The sequence below is a fragment of the Sphingomonas sp. SL1004 genome (assembly GCF_057815015.1).
Genome location: NZ_JBYMUX010000001.1, coordinates 3,325,286 through 3,343,452, shown reverse-complemented (window position 1 = coordinate 3,343,452; position 18,167 = coordinate 3,325,286). Strand labels below are relative to the sequence as shown.

Genomic DNA, 18,167 nt, shown 5'->3' with positions numbered 1-18,167 from the left:
GGATGAGCCACTTAATCGCGAAGCAGGGGGCCAAACCACCGGTCATATTCATTGCTTCTCCGAATTTCACGAACTCGGAGAAGCAATAATCAGCCGCGGCATACACCATCGTGTTGGGCTGGTATCTGATCGGCGTCGCGAAGATGGCAAAGGCCGCGGACAACACTGAGACAATGAGCGCGCGCGGATCGTTGCCCGGCGTGCGGGCTGATGCCGCGTCGCGCCGGTATGCATTTCCGCCGTCTGAATATCGCCCGCCGAGCGCTCAGCCCGCCTCGACCCGCACCGGCACCGATTTCGATGCCGGCGTCTTCGACAGCTGGTCGTGATGGCCGATCGGAACGAGCACGTTGCACTCGGGATAATAGGACGCAATCGTCCCGCGCGGTAGCTTGTAAGCTGTCAGCGTCAGCCCCCCGAGCCTGCGGTCCTGCCCATCATCGGCATCGGCGTCGACATCGGTGACCAGCGTCACGCTCTGGCCATCATGGAGCCCACGCTCCTCGATATCCTCGGGGCTCATCAACACGATGTCACGAGCCCCCTCCAGCCCTCGCAGGCGATCCGAATAGCCATAGATGGTCGTGTTGAACTGGTCGTTCGATCGCATCGTTATCAACCGGTAGCGCCCCGGTGCATCCTTAAACCCGAGCGAGTTCAGCTGGCCGGGCGTCGTGAACACCGCCTTGCCTTCGGGCGTCTTCCAGATCCGTTCATGCGCGCCATTGCCGCGGTAGAAGCCGCCAGCCTCGTACATCCGCGCGTTAAAGTCGCGGAAATCGTCGGGATAGGTGTGCTCAATCAGGTTGCGGACGAGCCCGTAATCGCCCGTCCATTCGTCCCATTTCAGACCCGCGGATGGCGCCACCGCCGCCTTGGCGATGCCGGTCACGATCGCAAGCTCGCTCTTGACCATGTCCGATACCGGCGCGGTGTGACCGACCGACGCGCTGATCATCGAGAAGCTGTCTTCGGTGGTGATGGACTGGTTGCCGGTCGCCTGTTCGTCGACCTCGAACCGGCCGAGGCACGGCAGGATATACGCCTGCTTGGCGGGAAAGAGATGGCTGCGGTTGAGCTTGGTCGAGATCATCACGGTCAGGTCCTGCGCCGCCCACGCCTGCTCCATGCGCTTCTGGTCGGGCACCGCGCGAACCAGGTTGCCGCCGAGCGACACGAACGCGCGGACCTTGCCCGCGAACATCCCCTCGACCGCCTCGACGATGTTCATGCCGTCCTTGGTCGGCGGATCGAAGCCGAACAATTCCTTGAGCTTGTCAAGCGGCACGAGCTTAACCTTCTCGGCGATCCCGACGGTGCGCTGGCCCTGCACGTTGCTGTGCCCGCGCACCGGGCAGCAGCCCGCACCAGGCTTGCCGATGTTGCCGCGCAGCAGCAACAGGTTGACCAGCATCGCGATGTTGAGCGCGCCGTGCGTGTGCTGGGTCAGCCCCATGCCGTACACGCCGATCACCTTTTCGGCGGCGATGTAGACCTGACCAGCGTCGCGCAATGCCGCTTCGGTCAGCCCCGATTCCTGCTCGATCTCGGACCAGCTCACGTCGCGACACGACTGGATGAAGTCGTCGAAGCCAGTGGTGTGCTGCTTGACGAAGGCATGGTCGATCACCTCGGCCTTGCCCGCCGCCTGCGCCGCGTCGTCGGCCTCGACCACGCACTTGCACAGCCCGAGGATCGCGGCGACGTCGCCGCCCGCCTTCAGCTGGTGATATTGATCCGATATCTTGGTTTCCTTGCCGGTCAGCATCGCCGCGGGGCTTTGCGGATCGACGAACGACACCAGACCCTGTTCGATCACCGGGTTGAACGTGACGATCTTGCCGCCGCGATCCTTCAAGTCCTTGAGCGGATGCAGGAACCGGGGGCTGTTGGTGCCGGGATTCTGCCCAAAGAAGAAAAACGCGTCGGTTTCGGCCAGATCGTCCCAGACGATCGTCCCGACCGGCGAGCCGATCACTTTGGTCAGGCCGACCGACGTCGTCTCGTGACACATGTTCGAACTCTGTGGCAGGTTATTGTTGCCATAGGTCCGCGCCAGCAGCGCATAGAGATACGACGCCTCGAGTCCGGCGTGGCCCGACGCGTAGAACACCGCGCTCTCGCGATCGATCGACTGGAGCGTGGCGCCGATCGCCGCGAACGCATCCTCCCAACTGACCGCAACGTAGCGATCGGTTGCGGCGTCATAGCGCAGCGGATGCGTCAGCCGCCCGGTCTTTTCGAGATCGTGATCCTTCCAGTCGCGCAGCGCTGTGACCGTGTGCGCGTCATCCTGCCAGAATTCCGGTGCGCAGCGCGCCTTGGTCAGCTCCCACATCGTCGCCTTCGCGCCGTTCTCGCAGAATTCGAACGCCGAATAGTTTGCGGGCTTCGGCCATGCGCAGGACACGCACATCACGCCCTTCGGCTTGTTCAGGCGACCAAGGCTGCGCACCGCGCCACCCGCAGGCCAGGTCTCGCCAAAAATCTGCGAAATCCCTTTCATCGAGCCCCACCCACCAGCGGGTCCAGAATCGTGCGGAAGATCCTTCTGGTCGGCCATGCCTGACATCCTTGCGTGTTGCGACTTAGTAACTGGATTCATTTGGCTTATGCCTCATCGAATGTCTGTGCCTGTTCGCCGCGCTTGTCACCAACCATATTATTGCCCGACCAGCGGCCAGAACCACGCGATCAAGGGCGTCCCAAACACGATGACAACGAACGACAGCGGCAGACCCAGCCTCCAGTAATCCCCAAACCGGTAGCCGCCCGGCCCCATAACCAGCGTGTTGCACTGGTGCCCGATCGGGGTCAGGAAATCGCACCCGGCGCCCGTCGCCACAGCCATCAGGAATGGATCCGGGTTAAGGTGTAGCCCCTTCGCCACCAGCACCGCGATCGGCCCCAGGACCAGCACGGTCGGCGCGTTATGGAGAAACGGCGAGCATGCCATCGCCGTCATCATCAACACGCCCAGCACCATCAGCGCGGGAATACCCGTCAGCATGTGTGACAGACCCGCGGCGATCAGCCCGGTGCCGCCGGTATGCTGGACCGCCTCGCTGATCGGTGTCAGCGCGCCGATTAGCACGAGCACTTCGGGTTCGAGCGCGCCGTACGCCTCGCGCATCGGCAGCGCGCCAACCGCAACGATGGCGACCGCGGCGCCAAAGAACCCGGCGACGACGGGAACGACGTGGAACGCAATCAGGAGGATGGCAACGATGAGGATTGCGATCGGCCCGAAGCGCTGGCGCGTATTGCCGAGCTGCACGCGGCGCTCCGCAAGCGGCAACAGCGACAACGACCGGACGAAATCGGGCAATGCGGACTCGCCCGCCTGCAGCAGCAGCACGTCGCCGCCCTTGATGCTGATCTCGCGCAGTCGCTCGGTAATCCGCTCGTCGCGCCGACCGACTGCGAGAAGCTTGACACCGTATTCGTCCTGCATCCGCGTGCGCCGGGCAGATCCACCGATCAGCGGCGAATCCGGCTGCACGACCACCTCGATCGATCGCACCTCCTCATTGGGCTTGGCCTTCTCAACGTCATTGTCGGGCCGCACGGGCAACAGAGGCAAGCGTGAGAACAGGCTGGCAAGGGCTTCGTCGTCCCCCTCCAGGATGAGGATTTGGCCTGCGACCAACGGCGCGTCCGCGTCCGCCTCGATCCGCTCGCCATTCGAACACTCAATCGCCGACAGGGTCACGCCGTCATTGGCCAGATCGAGATCGGCGATCGTCTTGAACGTATCATCAAGCGTGTCGGGAACCGTAGCCTCGGTCGCATACGCGGCGTCGGCCGCACTCTCTTCGATCGGCGTATTACCCTGTCGGTCGCGCGGTAGCAGGCGCCAGCCGACGCTGACAAAGACAAAGCCCAAGGCGGTCAGGGACAACCCAACGGGCGCGAAATCGAACATTCCGAACGGCCGCCCGATTGTTTCCTCGCGGACCTGGCTGACGATGATGTTGGTCGACGTCCCGACCAGCGTCACCAGACCGCCGAGCAGCGACATGAAGGCCATTGGCATCAAGAGCGCCGAGGCCGAGCTTCCTTCGGAACGGCCGAGCTTGATCGCGGTCGGCATCAGGATCGCGAGCGCGCCGACGTTCTTTGTCAGCATCGACAGAATCGCGGTCGCTCCCGCCAGTGCTGGTACCTGCGCCGGCAACGACTTGAGCCGTGCCAGCACCGGGGCGATCGCGGTTTCAATCACGCCCGATCGCGCGATCGCCGCGCTGATGATGAGAGCGGATGCGATGATCACGACAACGTCGCTGGTGAAGCCGGTGAATGCAGCCTTCACAGGTACTATACCAATGGCCATCGCAACAACGAGCGCGACGACTGAGACCAGATCGTAGCGGAACCGTCCCCAGGCGAACGTTGCTACCGTACAGGCGATCAACGTGAAGGACAGGATCTGCGGCGTCGTCACATCGTCGAACCTTCTATGCGCGACGAACACCTCGAGGGGCGTTCGGAATATCGGCCGGGTTGACGCGCAGGCAAACCGATAAGCGTTGCCAACTCCCCCGTACCGCAAGAACGCATGCGAAAGCGCAATGGGTGCCGTCGCTTAGCACTAGGCGAACAGTTCGCGCCGAGCATTTTCCGGCTCTGCCGACGGCGCTACCTCCTCGAGGTTAGCACCCACTGAACGACCAATCTAAATCTTTTAGCTAAGCATCTGTTTCGGTTACGAATGTCGATGGCAAGTGCCCATCCGAAGAGATGTTGTTGCTAATACGGATCACTTGCTGGCGGTGCCGCTAAGCCGCGGATGCGCTGCTGCAGCTGATCGGCTCGCAGCGCCGGTTATGTTGCTGCGTTACGAGCGCGCCGTCCAGATGCCGACGAGCACGGCCAGCGACACGAGCATGAGAAACCCGTTCACTATCAAAAGCAATGCGGCCGGCAGGCGCTTGATGTCCGGTCTTGGCGGCGGGGCACCGGCGCCCATCTCTCGCCACACCGCGGCGACGAAGCAAAAGGCGCTGAACAGGACCAGCATGGTCCCGGTCGCCGTCGCCAGCCACGGGAACACGACGTCCTTAAGCAGCGCGCGGGCGCCGATACCGGAAGCGAGTGCCGCTAAGCCGGTACGCACCCAAGCGGCATAGGTGCGTTCGCCGGCGAGGATTGTGCGGTCTGCGGCAAGCTCTGTGCGACGGTCGGCGCTGTCCACCTGCTGGACTGCGCTGTCCTTCAGCGTGCTCGCGCTCTCCGCCAGCTTCGCATGGGCCCGATCGGCGTCGTGCGGCGCGTCCATCAGCCGGCGGTGACGGTAATGCGATGCCAGGCAGTCGAGAGATAGCCGGCGAAGTTCCAGATCGCCTCGGGCCGTTCGGGCTGCATCTGCCCGGCACCGTCGACGGCGCGCACCACCAGGACGTGGAGACCAGGAGACAGATCGACCGTGACGAGCCACTGCGTCCAGCTCCAGGGTGCATCGGGTTCCGTGGTCAGTTCCGCCTGCAGCCAGTCGGTGCCGCCATTGACGGAGACCTCGACGCGGGCGACCGCTCGGCCGAAGGCGACCGCATAGCCCGCGATTCCGCATGCGCCGACGCCGACATGCGCGCCGTCCACGGGTGAGCAGATCGCAGAGTTGAGCGGCATCTCCTCGATCGTCAGGCCGCGATCCCAATCTGCTTCCTCCTTCACTACCGACGCCGGAAAGAGCTTGTAGTCCTTGGCCTGGATTGGCGCATCGGACGGGCGATCTCGCACCTCGATGCGCGTTAGCCACTTGGCGCTACGAACGCCCGCATAGCCCGGCACAACGAGCCGCAGCGGGGCGCCATGTTCGGGGGCAAGCGCCTCGCCGTTCATGGCCCAGGCGATCAGCACGTCGGGTTCGAGCGCCTTAGCGATCGAAATCGAGGCACCGAACGGGACCGTCTCACCATCGACATCGACGTCGTCGGCACCCGTAGTGCCGACGAACGACGCGCCGTCCTGGATGCCAGCTGCGGCGAGCACGTCGCGGAGCGACACGCCGGTCCACGCCGCATTGCCGATCGCGCCCACGTCCCAGGGATCGCCCGATGTCTTTTCCACGTCTTGAAGATGTGCCCGACGATTGCCGGCGCACTGCATGGTCGCGGTCACCGTCCGGGTCGCAAATGCCGTCCGAAGTTCGGCAACCGTGTAGGAGCACGGGTGGTCGACCAAGCCGTCCAGCGCTATACGGTGATCGTCGGCCAGCGCCGGCGTTGGTCCGTGACTGCGGATGTAGAAGTTCGCCTGCGGCGTCAGGAAGGACGCGATCAATTTATCCGGGAGCGTTTCCGCATTGAGCGGCTCCGGACAGCGGAGGATCAAATTCTGTTCGGCGCGATCGGATGCGGTCATGCAAGTGGCCTACCATGATGAAATCAACAGCGTAATCGATCGTTTTGCTGGGCGATGTCACCCAGACTCTTTCGATGGCCTATTTCTTTCTAAAAGGCGGGGGAAGCGATCGCCTTGCCGTCGCGCGAAAGACGCCGAGCGCTAGCCACCCACCTTTCCCGGACATCGACGCGGGGTAGCTGAGCTTGCTACGACAGCTTTCTGCTAAGCCGACGCTCAAGACCCGTCCTTAAATGACGGCTTTCTCTAAAAAGTCGTCGCTAGGCAGCAGGAATGGCGGAAAACCCTGTCGCCATCGCAGGTGTACGACAAACGGGTGTTTTCGGACGCTTGCGCAGGGCTGACGGCGCTAGCGTATATCTGAGTCCGTTTTATGTAATGACCTGGTCCGCTTCATAAGAATAGAGCAAACCTGAGAAAGTAGATCAACTTGCAGCGGAGTTCTGTCGTTGAGGGCGGCGTATAGCTGCATTCGTGCTCGACCAAGCGCCATATCTTTGTATCGTCCGAGCAGATCAGCCGCGATGGCGACTGCTTCCGACGATACGCCCAATTCTGCATCGCTTTCGGGTGGAGCGTCTGTCACGTACAAGGCGATCCCGGCCTAATCGGTACCCTGATTTCGAAACGCTTCGACCCGTGCGTAGGTTGGATCAACACGCTATCAGCCGACTCGACCAGACGCTTGACCAATCCCAATCCCATACCCTTCGCGTTGTCTGCTTGCGGAAATGGCAGGCCGTCATCGTCGACACTAATGACGGCTTGGCGCTCTCCATCACGCTGAACCGCTATACTGATATGGCCTGACTTCCCCTCCCGGAACGCATGCTTGATTGCGTTCGTCGCCAGCTCGTTCACGACGAGCGCGAGAGTGCTGATGTGGTCCGGCGCAAGACCCTGTACCTCGTCATGCTCGGCCTGCATTGATACAAGGATCGAACGGGGCTCAGCCTGACTGTGCAGCGCTTCACACACCTGTCGGAGAGCACGCTCCAAGCTAAGCTGTCTTCGCTGGTTCAGGTCGGCACGAGCCCGAGCAAGTATCGCAACACGATCCATGGCTTCTGCCAACGCGTCGCGCGTCTCTGGGTTCGTCGCACGCCGGCTCTGCAAGGACAGTAAGCCAACGACGAGCTGCAGATCGTTGCTGCAACGGTGGTGCGTTTCACGCAGCAAGAGGTCGTCATGGGACGACGACTCCTGAAGAGCCGGAGCGGTCGTCAAGAGGGGCTGTGCGATCGGACTCGAACTCATGCTCATTGAGAATCTGCGGGCAAGGCCATGTGGAGATAGCTCGGATCAAACCCGCAAAGCTGGCGTAGCCGCTGAGCGTCAGGAATGGTGATGCACCGGTTTACGAGCGTAATCAGACCATCGGCTTGAAGAGTCCGCATTGTACGATTGACGTGAACAGCGGTAAGCCCGAGCGCATCCCCGATCGCTTCCTGGGTCAATGGGAACGCATAGCTGCTTTCCCCACCACTCTCCGCGTCGAGGCGAGCGCTCAGCTCGCATAGCATGTGGGCAATCCGTTCAGTAGCGGATCGACGGCCCATCGACAGCGCTTGCTGGCTGACAACCGCATTCTCGATAAACCCGAGGCTTGCCAATGCGTGTGCAATTCCGGGGTGTTCGGCAGCCAGCATTGACATTTTTTTACGCGGCAAGGCAACGATTGTTGCCTCTGTGAGCGTACGGACGCCGTAATGAAGGCGCTCGAACAGCAGGACGTCCAAATTCGCGACGTCGCCTGGAAGGAGCAAGCTCGACAGCAGGCGACCACCATTTCTGGTGGTCATGTACCGGCAAGCCCAACCCTTAGTAATGATCAGGAGGCGATCGGAGGCCTCTCCTTCGCGCACGACGTCGGTATTGGGTCCGATCGATGTTGATGGTAATGCGATCTCATTGAGCGCGTATTGCTCGTCGAGGGTAAGCGACTGAAATGACAACAGGCGAGTGCCCGACAGCAGCGACAGCGACCGACTTGTAACGGATACGACGCACGTATCAGCCTGCAAACAGCTGATCACGCGGCCTCAACGAAGGCGTTAAGGGTGATCTTTTGCAGATATGATTCGGCAAGCCGATAATATACTTTCACGACGTTCGGTAGCGTTGCCGCTTGGGCGCGCTCGACTTCGGCTTCAGCAAGATGCTGATGATAGGACCGATCATCCTCGACCATGTAAATCCCCATGAGTACCGATCAAAGGCGGTACAGATGGATTTGATCGCACGCGTCTCGGCCGTTCGCTATGCTATGTGGGATAGGGCACAATTGCCTGCGCTGAGTTAGTTGATCACATGCGGTTTAATCAGGTGCCTGTCACCAGCCCTTGCCGAAAGGCGCTACCAGCCTGCTGTACTGAACTTCCGGCACGCCGTAGCCTTCACCGGCCAGATCCGTAAGCTTTGCACGATCGAGAATAAGCACGCGTCCCCGTGTTGATCGGATCATGCCCGCCCCTTCGAGAATATGGAGCGTCACCGTCACACCACTACGTTCCGCCGCGATCATCATCCCCATAAAATCATGCGTCAGAGCAATCTCGTCACCATCCATGCGATCGTGACACATGAGCAACCAGCGAGCGAGCCGTGCCTCGATACGCTGATGCGCGTTCGTCGCCGCACTCTGCGCTGTCTGGATCATCATTGCCTGAACGAAGCGAAGTAACATCGTCCGAAGGGTGTCACTTTGCTCAATAGCAGCAAGATATTTGTCGGTCGTGATGCGTAACGCGGTCGCTTCACCAACCTGGATGAAACTTTCGTGGGGGGTATCGCTGGCGCCAAGCAGCAGATGCGTTGCCGACACACCTTCCTTGCCGATAATGCCAACCTCCGTTCGTCCCTTGCCTGGCGTATCGGACACGATCGATATTACACCACCTTCGGGAAAGTGAATGTAATCAACCGGCCCGTTTGCCGGAACTATTACATCACCGCGGTTGAGATCAACCCGTTGAAAATCAGGTCGCAGCCGAGCAAAATCATCTGCCAACATAGTGGCGAGGAGAATATTTTTACTGGTCGATTGATCCGAATGCGACATTAGAGCCCCATGGCTTTGGGGCGAAAGCGCAAGCATCTCTCAGTCGCTCACGCCCTTGAAATGGCGAGCGATAGGTCCGCATAGGCTACAAAGAGACCGGCCGCTACGATTTGTGTGATACCCCACAGTTCCGCTGATCCAGCCTGTCAAGGCGTCATAGCGGTTGGTCTGCCGGCCGACCTAATTAACCATTCCGCGAGCGCTCATTCGCGTACTGGAGTGTCACTGCGATTTAGAACTTCGTCCAGAAATATTCGAAGCTGAGTTATAGCGTCTGTGGTGAGAATCACATCGTCATCGTCATGGCGTTCCGCCACCTGACCGTCCTTTACAAGGTGCTCAATCCACCTTCGACCGGCGTTTTCGCTCGCGCCGGCTTTCTCAATAAGAGCACGTTCTGTCATCAATTCGTTGTTAGCCAGCCCGACAAAAAGATGCAGCATCATATTCCAAGCGAACTCGTCGAAGAGCTCACTAGGGAACATGGCCTTCCGTAGCGAGCGAACGTCTAAAATGCATTGAGCGGCCTTGCCGCGAGCCTGATCACCAATCATTTCATGACCTTGGCCGAATTAATTTTCGCTGCCTTGATTTGGGTGAAGTTTGCTAAATTAACCGTATGTAATGACGCCGGCTGAATGTGCGAATCGGGACATTGAGTATGCCGGCGATGAATTCTCAAAATGTCGAGTCGTTACGTGCAGCGATAGCTTGGGCACTCCAACTTGCGGATTTGCAAGAGCGAAGTTTAATCGCGGCTTATCTGGCCGATGCCCTTCACCTCGCTGAAAAGTTGTCTGAGCACGATCCTAAATGAGGAAGTCTGCTATGGCCGGCCCGGTATTGCTCGTGAACGTGGCGGAGGCGATTCTTATTACAGTTGCCCCAGCCTCATTCTGACCGGGATCGGCGCGTTAATCGGCGTGACGACAGAGCTTGCTCGCGTCATGGACTGGGTCCGCATATTTGGATCCGCGATAACTTCGATTTATGTATCGGTACCATGAGGGTCTGATCCAAACGTTCGAGGTTCAGATCGGCTGATCTTTCTCCGATCATACTCCCCATTGAATATCTGCGAGAGCGCTGCTTCAATGACAGAGTGCCACCATTCGTCGCGACCTTAAGAATATGTCCGAAACGGACTATCGCTTCAGCCATAATTAAGCGGTTGCGCATCATTTTGGATCTGCATGATGTATTCGCCAATCACCGCCGCTGATGCTGCAAGATCAACCTCACTTGCCACGTCGAAGGCGTGTCAGGGATGTCGAACCGGTGCTCCCCTCACTATGGCGATCACAATGGCGTTTCAGCCAATCGTCGACATCGAGTCCGGGGCGGTCTTCGCCTACGAAGCCCTCGTCCGCGGCGCGGACGGGCAGTCCGCCGGGGAGGTGCTGGCCAGTGTCGATGCGGACATGATCTACAAGTTCGACCAGACGTGCCGGGTCAAGGCGATCGAACTGGCCGGGCGGCTCTTTCCGCCGGATGACGTCACAAAGCTGTCGATCAACTTCATGCCCAACGCCGTCTATGAGCCCGACGCCTGTATCAGGGCATCGCTGACGGCAGCTAACCGTGTCGGGTTCGATCCCAAGCGGCTGATGTTCGAGTTTACCGAAGACGAGCGGATGCGCGAAGTGGCGCATGTGCGGCGGATCATCGAAGCCTATCGGGCTCGCGGGTTTACGACAGCGATCGATGATTTCGGTGCCGGTTACGCAGGGCTCGGACTGCTCGCAGACCTTCGACCCGACATGCTGAAGCTCGATATGGCGCTCATACGCGGGATCGATGAGTCCGCTGCCCGCCGTGCCATTGTGGCAGGCGTGCTCGGTATCGCCGACGCCATCGGCGTTCGCTGTATCGCCGAAGGTATTGAGACCGCCGCGGAATTGCGGACGCTGAAAGAGATCGGCATCCGGCTGTGTCAGGGATACCTGCTCGCGCGCCCTGCAACTGAGGTGCTGCCGGTTATCGACCGATAGCGCCTGCGTACGTAACAGGTATCGCGCCGCGGAAGGCCGACACACGTGCGTGGCCACTGATCATCCGAACGCTGCGTCCTCTTCGACGGCCCGCGGTGCCAGCAGCATCGCCCGGCGAACCTGATCGGGACTGGCGAGCGAACGGGACGGCTTGCCGATCAGATAGCCCTGAATCGCGGCGCAGCCTTCCCGGGCTACGATCGATAGCTGTGCCGGTTGCTCGATGCCTTCTGCCAACACGGGCATGTCGAGGCTGGTGCCCAGCGCCGTAACGGACCGCAAGATGGCGACCGCCTGTTCGCTATGTTCGATCTCAGCGACGAACGAGGCGTCCAGCTTGATGCGGTCAAAAGGGAAAGCCCGCAACACGTCCAGTGAGGAATAGCCGACGCCGAAGTCGTCGAGCGCGATGGCGATCCCCATCGCTTTGAGTTGGCGAAGCTGGTTCAAGGCAAAGCGGCGATCATGAATGATGGCGCTTTCTGTCAACTCCAACGAGAGCCGTTCGGCAGGTAGGCCACTGTCGATCAAGGCTGATCGTACTGTCTCTACCAACCGCGGGTCGGAAAGATGAAGCGGCGACAGGTTCACCGCCACGACATGCCGATTGGTCCAGAGGGCTGCCTCGAAACACGCCTGCCGCAGTACCCAGATGCTGAGCGGCACAATCAGACCGCTCTCCTCGGCGATCGGGATGAACGTCACAGGGGAAATCGCGCCCCTTACTGGGTGCTGCCAGCGGATCAGTGCTTCGTAGCCGGTGATCTCCCCGGTCTTTACCGATGCCTGAACCTGGTAATGCAGTTCGAAGGCGCCGGCAGCAACGGCGTCGCGAAGATCACTGGCCAGCTCGCGACGCTCGCGTACGGCATCATCCATGTCCGACTGATAGAAACACGGCGCGTCAGAATGCAGCGACTTCGCCCGGTACATGGCCAAGTCGGCTTTCGCGAGCAGGGTGTCGGCATCGCGACCGTCGTGAATGGCCAGTGCCACGCCTATGTTGGCGCTTATCGAGGCGGTGAACCGATCGAATTCGAACGGAGCCACAAAGGCTTCGTACAAACGCTCGAGGAAGCCGGACAGGTCACCCTCCGACGTATAGGAAATGAGTCCGGCAAACTCATCACCGCCCAGGCGCGAGATGTACTCTCCCGGCCTCAGCATCACCGAGAAGCGTGCAGCCAGCGCGATCAGCAACTGATCGCCGGCTTGGTGGCCGTACGTATCGTTGACGGCCTTGAAGCGCGACAGGTCGAGCATGACGACGGCCATACAGGGAAGACCTGTTCGCATCGCGAGCCTTCGGCCGAGTTCGTCGTTAAAGCTCATCCGATTTGGTAGGTCGGTAAGCCCATCGTGCAACGCCATACGCCGTAGACGCCGGTAGGATTCACCTTGGGTATGGCCGTCGATCAAGGCGCTGAGGGCTGCACATCCGACGATGAGCATGGCGGCAACCGCTGTTATGACGCCGAGCGCAGACAAGGTGCCGTCGGACAGACCGGCGCCCAGTTTCAACACGGCGATATGCATCGATGCCATGCCGGTAAAATGGAGAGCGGCCACGCCGAGACTGAGTAAGCCTGCCGCCTGAGCCCTTCGCCAGCGGCCAGCACCGTTGATCGTTTGGAATGCAGCTGCCGCAAGCACCGAGGAAAGGACAACCGAGGCGACGACGTAGCGCCAATCCCATGTGACAAGACCATCGATCCGGTATGCTGACATGCCGAGATAATGCATCGTCGAAATGGCGACGCCGATGATCCCGCCGCCAGCGGCACCTGCCCACCGCCTTTTCGTAGCAGCCAGAGCAAGTCCAGGGGCCGCGACGATAATGGCGAGCACCAGCGACGCCAGGGTGAGGATTGGATCGAGGACGACAGGCGCCTGCGTCCGGAACGCCATCATCGCCACGAAGTGCGTGGACCATACCATGGTCCCGGTGCTGACCGCGGTCAGCATGATCCAGCCTACCCGGCTAGGACCGCTCGCCGACAGGATGCGCCCGAACAGTTGGACGGTTGCGGCCGATCCGATCAGGCAAACTAGTAGCGCCGTAAACACGAGGCGCAGGTCATGTTGCTGCGTGATACATAAGGCCACCTGCATCATGCCGCAGCCCCTGCACGCCAGAGATCGCCCCGACCTTCGAGAACCATCGCTGCCTGGCGTGCCAGGCCAAGCAGATAGGCGCGTTGATCGGCGGAGGCCGGTGACCGTGTGATGGTGTCGACAACGCAAAGGGCACCGACGTCGATACCGCTCAACATCCGTAGCGGCGCGCCGATATAATAGCGAATGAACGGGTCGCCGGTGACCACCGATAGATGAGCGAAGCGTGGATCGTTTTGCGGATCACAGCATTCGAGAGCGCCTTCGTGATCAATCGCGTGTCCGCAAAATCCACTGTCACGGGGGATGCACGACAGGGCCAGACCGTGGGTGGCCTTGAACCATTGATCCTCGTTATGGATCAATGAGAGAAGCGCAATCGGCGCATTGAAGGCGGAGGCGGCTTCGTTGACGAAGCGGTCGAAGCTCGGCTCCGCGGGGGTGTCGAGGACGCCAAGCCCCTTCACCGCAAGTGAGCGTCGGTGCTCATGGAGGAGATTCTTGAGCATCGAAAAGCACCATCAACCAGCTAACCCGCAACATATCCTCTGAAATTATTGACGAACGGTAACCACGCCCGCGAGGTGTTAACCCCGGCCGCCTGCGCCCTGTCTTTAAGGACCGCGTGTCGCATAATTGGCGACATTCGAGACGTCCAAAACTCAGGACTTCCGCGACAACGCCGCGGAAGTCCGACATAGTACGACTTTTGGTGCTCAATCAGACGACGATCTGGCCTTCGTCGCTACCATCCCAGTAGCGGATCGCCTTTGCATCCACACGGATCATGACGATGCCGGGTGTGTCGATGCCCTCGGGAAAATATCGATCGAGATCCTTGGTCCAGTGATCAGCAAACGCGGCTTTGTCCTCGATCAGCGCAGCGGCGCCTTCGACAGTTACAAACAGTGGGGGCCCGCCGAGCATGCCAACGGCACCGGTGTAACTGAGGGTGACGTGCGGATCAGCGCGCAGCTCGGTAATCTTCCGCGAATTTTGGTAGGCGAAGAAGTAGCTGTCGCCTTGATATTCGACATCGCCATTGTTGCTCATCGGGCGGGCTGTCAGGGTGCCGTTGGATGAGCGAGTGGCCATCATCGTAAAGTCCAACTTCGCCATCTTTTTTGACAGGTCGTGTAGGCTGAGGTCCGACATCGTGTTGCTCCTTCAATGTGGGGCCATGACGTTTGCCCGAGCAGTTGCAACGAACGTAGCGACGCATTGGTCGCGCGAGCCAATGCAACTGCCGGTACACATCGCCCGAACTCGGCACTTTTGCGACGTAGCCGCTTTCCCGTTTCTCCGTCATTGTTCGGCATTTTTGAGAAAAGCCTATCGAGAACAGATTTTGAGAAGATGATCAGCTGAGGCAGGAAGCCCTCGTCCTCCCCGTTTCGGCCGTCTCGATTGTGGTTCCTTATTGGGAAGGGCTGACGGGGGATCGCTTCACTACCAATCGCGCGCCGAGCTTAGGCAGCACGCGGATAAATACCAGCTTCGCGAGGCGGTCGCGCAGCGACGCGGGCGTCATGCCGGCTGTGCCATGGCCGCACCGGCCTTGCTCCGGTTCCAGTTGAACCCGATCACGATCGCCAGCGCCATGATCGCCTGCGCGGCGACGGTCTGGACGGTTGGGAACAGGCCCAGCAACTCGAAACGCGGCACCGCCGACCACGGCGCTATGTCGATGATCCCGGCCTCTTGCAGCGCCGAGACGCCCTTGCCGGCCAGCACGATCGTCAGGACGGCCATCAGCCACGAACTGTAGGTGAAGAACTGCCCGATCGGCAGCCTGCCGCTATAGCGCAGCAGCCCCCAGGCGATCCCTGCGAGGAGGACAAAGGTGGTCAGTGCACCGGCCAGCATCGCGCCACCATTCCCCTGCGCGCTCAGCGCCGCGTAGAACAGGATCGTCTCGAACACCTCGCGATAGACCACCACGAAGGCAAGCCCGAACAGGAACCACGCCGACCGGCCGGACAGCGCCTTCGCCATCTTCTGGCGGATATAGCGTTGCCACTGATCGGCCTGCCCCTTGCCATGCATCCAGATACCGACCGTAAGCAGCAGGACCGCCGCGAACACAGAGCCGAACCCTTCGGTCAGCTCGCGACTCGCCCCGCTGATGCCGAGGATCCACGTCGCCACCACCCATGTCAGGAAGCCGGCGACGAGCGCGCCGATCCACCCGGCATGGACATAGGACATTACCTCCGTTCGCTCCGCTTTGCGAAGGAACGCGATCATGGCGACGACGATCAGCAGCGCCTCCAGCCCCTCGCGCAGCAGGATCGTCGCGGCGCCGAGATAGGTGGACCACGAGCTGCCGGCATTGGGCGACAGCGCCGCTTCGGCATCGTCGTAGAGGCCGTTCAAAACCGCCTGACGATCGGCGAGCCGATCGGCGTCCTCCTTGGGCACCGCCGCCCGGTACTCGATCATCAACCCCTCGATGCGGGTCTTCAGCGTGTTGTCGCTGGCCCCCAGCACCGGCTCGATCGGCTCGAAGCCATCGAGATAGGCGGACAGCGCCAGCTCGCTCGCCTTCGTCCGGTTGCCCGCCCGTGACGCGGCGAGGCTGGCGGCCATGCGCTCGCGCACCAGCGACAGCGAGGCTGGCGACACCTGCGTCACCGCTTGCGGATTGCGGCGCAGATAGCCCATCACCGCGTCCGCCTTGGCCTGTCCGATCTTTCCGCCCAGCGCCTGCGGCGTCAGGCCGACCAGCGTTTTCAGATCGGGGACGAGCTGGCGGAGCGCCGGGTCGGACTTCCACAGGCGTTCGCCTTCCGCCGCCTGCGCGTCCGAGAAGGCGAAGTGCCCGGCATAAAGCGCGGCCGACCAGCGATCGTCGCTCGACAGTTCATCGAACGCGCGCATTGGCGTGCCGTCGAGCCCCTGCGTCAGCACCTGGTAGAGCGCGAACGTGCTGCGCTCGCGGGCGCGAGCGGCATCGGTGAACGCGATCGGGGGCGTGGCGAGCTTGGCAGCATCGGGGCCATGGCCGTCGCCGGCCATGCCGTGACAGGCGGCGCAGTTCGCTTTGAACAGTGCCTGCCCGCGCGAGAAGCTGGGGGGCGAGTTGGGCGCTAGCGGCACGGGGTAGGCGCGCAGCAGCGAGGCGGCGAGCCCATGCGCCAGATCGGCGACCTGTGCGCCGTCCGCTTTGGCGGCGATCGACGCTTGCAGGCGGGTCACGCCCGCGATGAGGGTGGCGCGCTCCGGCCTGTTGGGGAGGCCGGACACCTTCGCGTCGACCGTCGCCGCGAACTCCTTTTGCTCGGCATATTCGGTGGCGCTGATGACGCGACCCTTTGCGACCGCGCCGGCGTAATCGACCGAGATATAGTCTAGCAGCCGCCACGCGGTCTGTACCGACGTGGCGGTCCGATCCTGGGCGCTGGCTGGCGATGCCAGCATGACGAACCCAAGCGCCAGAACCAGGAATGCCGAAGCACCGCGAATGAGCCGCATTAGCAGCCAAAATCTGGACTTTGCCCTGCTCGACCACAATCCGGATGCCATGGCTGATCCGTTTGTGGCGACCTGGTTAAGGTTCATCGATCGCCTCGTTGCGACTATATTTCCAATGGAGCTAAACCATCGAGCGGTCATGGAGGAAAATCAAGCTTTGAGTGCGTTCGCCGTCATCTGAGGAAAGGACGGTCTTCTATCTTCCATCCGGAAGCAGACCACAGCAGCTTGGCATTTTGCGGTCCTGATGCAAAACCTTGGAAATTTTGCATCATACCTGGGCCACTGACCATTAATGCTGGGGTCGAATAAGAGCGGCAATCTTCCCCTCTCCCTCCTCCGAATAGAACGTGGAGGGGGCGTGTCCCGGAGTCACGACATCGATACGTTCCGGCACCAAACCTAGTGGTGGAGGTCCGGAATCACCTAGCTTATCGATAGCCTTGCGCCCGACAGGGCAGCGACGAGAAATCGCCTTATCAAGCTGAAGGCCCGCCGCCTTGTCGAGTACCCAGTCAGCCCGTTGCATAGGACTGTAAGGAGCGTCTTCTATCCAGATCTTGCTGCGGCCCACCGCTGTTCCTTGCCATTTGCCATCTGCAGATCGAACAACGACCATGCTATATTCACTTGTTGAGAGGTGTCCTCCCATTCCGTACAGCATGACCATTGTAGGTGATTGCGGCATCGGTTCACCAATTGCCTTACGAAGCGCTCAATGATCCTCGATCGCAGAAGCGGTCGGCTTCGACGTAGGGGATGCCACAGGGAGGCAAAGTGGACCGGTTGATGCACTTCCAGCGACGGGAGCGATAGCGAGCAGGATTAATTCGATCATTGCGGCAGGATGCAAGTCCGCAACGCCCTATGCAATGGGAGAGATGGGTAAGACTGCCGATGCAAAAATCATGATTTTTGCATCAAGGGCGTGCGGTCGCCATTAGGTTGGGCCATTCTCGAAATTAGATCCCTCGCGAGAATGCGGGATCGTACCAGAACGCTCGATTGCCGACGTTTGTTGTATCGTTCACGTAGGCAGCAGGGGTAGCTAAGAGGCAATCGAAAATGGGCTACCAGACGGACCGTCGAAGCCGGACGCGAGCCATCGCTGTGTACGTGACCCTACTAATGATAGGCGCGGTGCTAGGCTTTCTGGTAAGATT

The 18,167-nt window shown here is 60.6% G+C and carries 15 protein-coding genes; 2 read left to right on the top strand and 13 right to left on the bottom strand.

What is annotated here, in order from left to right:
* Positions 1-265: 265 nt before the first annotated feature.
* From AC3D24_RS15355 to AC3D24_RS15315, 9 genes are all read right to left on the bottom strand, one after another.
* Positions 266-2,563 carry an FdhF/YdeP family oxidoreductase gene (locus AC3D24_RS15355; protein WP_489031950.1) on the bottom strand — a complete coding sequence of 766 codons (2,298 nt, stop codon included), beginning with the start codon at positions 2,561-2,563 and terminating at the stop codon, positions 266-268.
* 99 nt (positions 2,564-2,662) lie between these two features.
* The gene (locus tag AC3D24_RS15350) at positions 2,663-4,444 is read right to left on the bottom strand and encodes an SLC13 family permease (RefSeq protein WP_489031948.1); all 1,782 of its coding nucleotides are present in this window, start codon (positions 4,442-4,444) and stop codon (positions 2,663-2,665) included.
* Between the two features lie 393 nt (positions 4,445-4,837).
* Positions 4,838-5,278 carry a YidH family protein gene (locus tag AC3D24_RS15345; protein WP_373928354.1) on the bottom strand — a complete coding sequence of 147 codons (441 nt, stop codon included), beginning with the start codon at positions 5,276-5,278 and terminating at the stop codon, positions 4,838-4,840.
* Entirely contained in the window at positions 5,278-6,363 is a 1,086-nt protein-coding gene (locus AC3D24_RS15340) for a sulfite oxidase (protein WP_489031946.1), read from the bottom strand. The genes AC3D24_RS15345 and AC3D24_RS15340 overlap by 1 nt, the downstream gene beginning before the upstream one ends.
* 582 nt (positions 6,364-6,945) lie before the next feature.
* Entirely contained in the window at positions 6,946-7,590 is a 645-nt protein-coding gene (locus AC3D24_RS15335) for a sensor histidine kinase (protein ID WP_489031944.1), read from the bottom strand.
* A gap of 32 nt (positions 7,591-7,622) precedes the next feature.
* A complete protein-coding gene (locus AC3D24_RS15330) occupies positions 7,623-8,399 on the bottom strand; it encodes a Crp/Fnr family transcriptional regulator (RefSeq protein WP_489031942.1) in 777 nt (258 codons plus the stop codon).
* Positions 8,396-8,554 (bottom strand): hypothetical protein, encoded by a 159-nt coding sequence (locus tag AC3D24_RS15325; RefSeq protein ID WP_489031941.1) that lies wholly within the window; start codon positions 8,552-8,554, stop codon positions 8,396-8,398. The genes AC3D24_RS15330 and AC3D24_RS15325 overlap by 4 nt, the downstream gene beginning before the upstream one ends.
* Before the next feature lie 141 nt (positions 8,555-8,695).
* Positions 8,696-9,424 carry a Crp/Fnr family transcriptional regulator gene (locus AC3D24_RS15320; protein WP_489031939.1) on the bottom strand — a complete coding sequence of 243 codons (729 nt, stop codon included), beginning with the start codon at positions 9,422-9,424 and terminating at the stop codon, positions 8,696-8,698.
* A 203-nt stretch (positions 9,425-9,627) separates the two neighbouring features.
* Positions 9,628-9,978, bottom strand: a complete 351-nt coding sequence (locus AC3D24_RS15315) for a hypothetical protein (RefSeq protein ID WP_489031937.1) — start codon at positions 9,976-9,978, stop codon at positions 9,628-9,630.
* Between the two features lie 750 nt (positions 9,979-10,728).
* On the opposite strand from AC3D24_RS15315, the gene AC3D24_RS15310 reads away from it, so the two are divergent.
* The gene (locus tag AC3D24_RS15310) at positions 10,729-11,415 is read left to right on the top strand and encodes an EAL domain-containing protein (protein WP_489031935.1); all 687 of its coding nucleotides are present in this window, start codon (positions 10,729-10,731) and stop codon (positions 11,413-11,415) included.
* A gap of 60 nt (positions 11,416-11,475) precedes the next feature.
* Here the strand turns inward: AC3D24_RS15310 and AC3D24_RS15305 are convergent, their stop codons facing one another.
* From AC3D24_RS15305 to AC3D24_RS15290, 4 genes are all read right to left on the bottom strand, one after another.
* Positions 11,476-13,530 (bottom strand): putative bifunctional diguanylate cyclase/phosphodiesterase, encoded by a 2,055-nt coding sequence (locus tag AC3D24_RS15305; RefSeq protein WP_489031933.1) that lies wholly within the window; start codon positions 13,528-13,530, stop codon positions 11,476-11,478.
* The gene (locus AC3D24_RS15300) at positions 13,527-14,039 is read right to left on the bottom strand and encodes a GAF domain-containing protein (protein WP_489031931.1); all 513 of its coding nucleotides are present in this window, start codon (positions 14,037-14,039) and stop codon (positions 13,527-13,529) included. Before AC3D24_RS15300 ends, AC3D24_RS15305 begins: the two co-directional genes overlap by 4 nt.
* Before the next feature lie 211 nt (positions 14,040-14,250).
* Positions 14,251-14,685 (bottom strand): pyridoxamine 5'-phosphate oxidase family protein, encoded by a 435-nt coding sequence (locus AC3D24_RS15295; protein WP_489031929.1) that lies wholly within the window; start codon positions 14,683-14,685, stop codon positions 14,251-14,253.
* Positions 14,686-15,057: 372 nt separating this feature from the next.
* Entirely contained in the window at positions 15,058-17,004 is a 1,947-nt protein-coding gene (locus tag AC3D24_RS15290) for an FTR1 family protein (protein WP_489031927.1), read from the bottom strand.
* Between AC3D24_RS15290 and AC3D24_RS15285 the strand changes: the two genes are divergently transcribed.
* Complete coding sequence (locus AC3D24_RS15285; RefSeq protein WP_489031925.1) at positions 16,994-17,185, top strand: hypothetical protein; 192 nt, start codon at positions 16,994-16,996, stop codon at positions 17,183-17,185. The two genes, AC3D24_RS15290 and AC3D24_RS15285, sit on opposite strands and share 11 nt — an antisense overlap.
* The last annotated feature ends 982 nt before the right edge of the window (positions 17,186-18,167 follow it).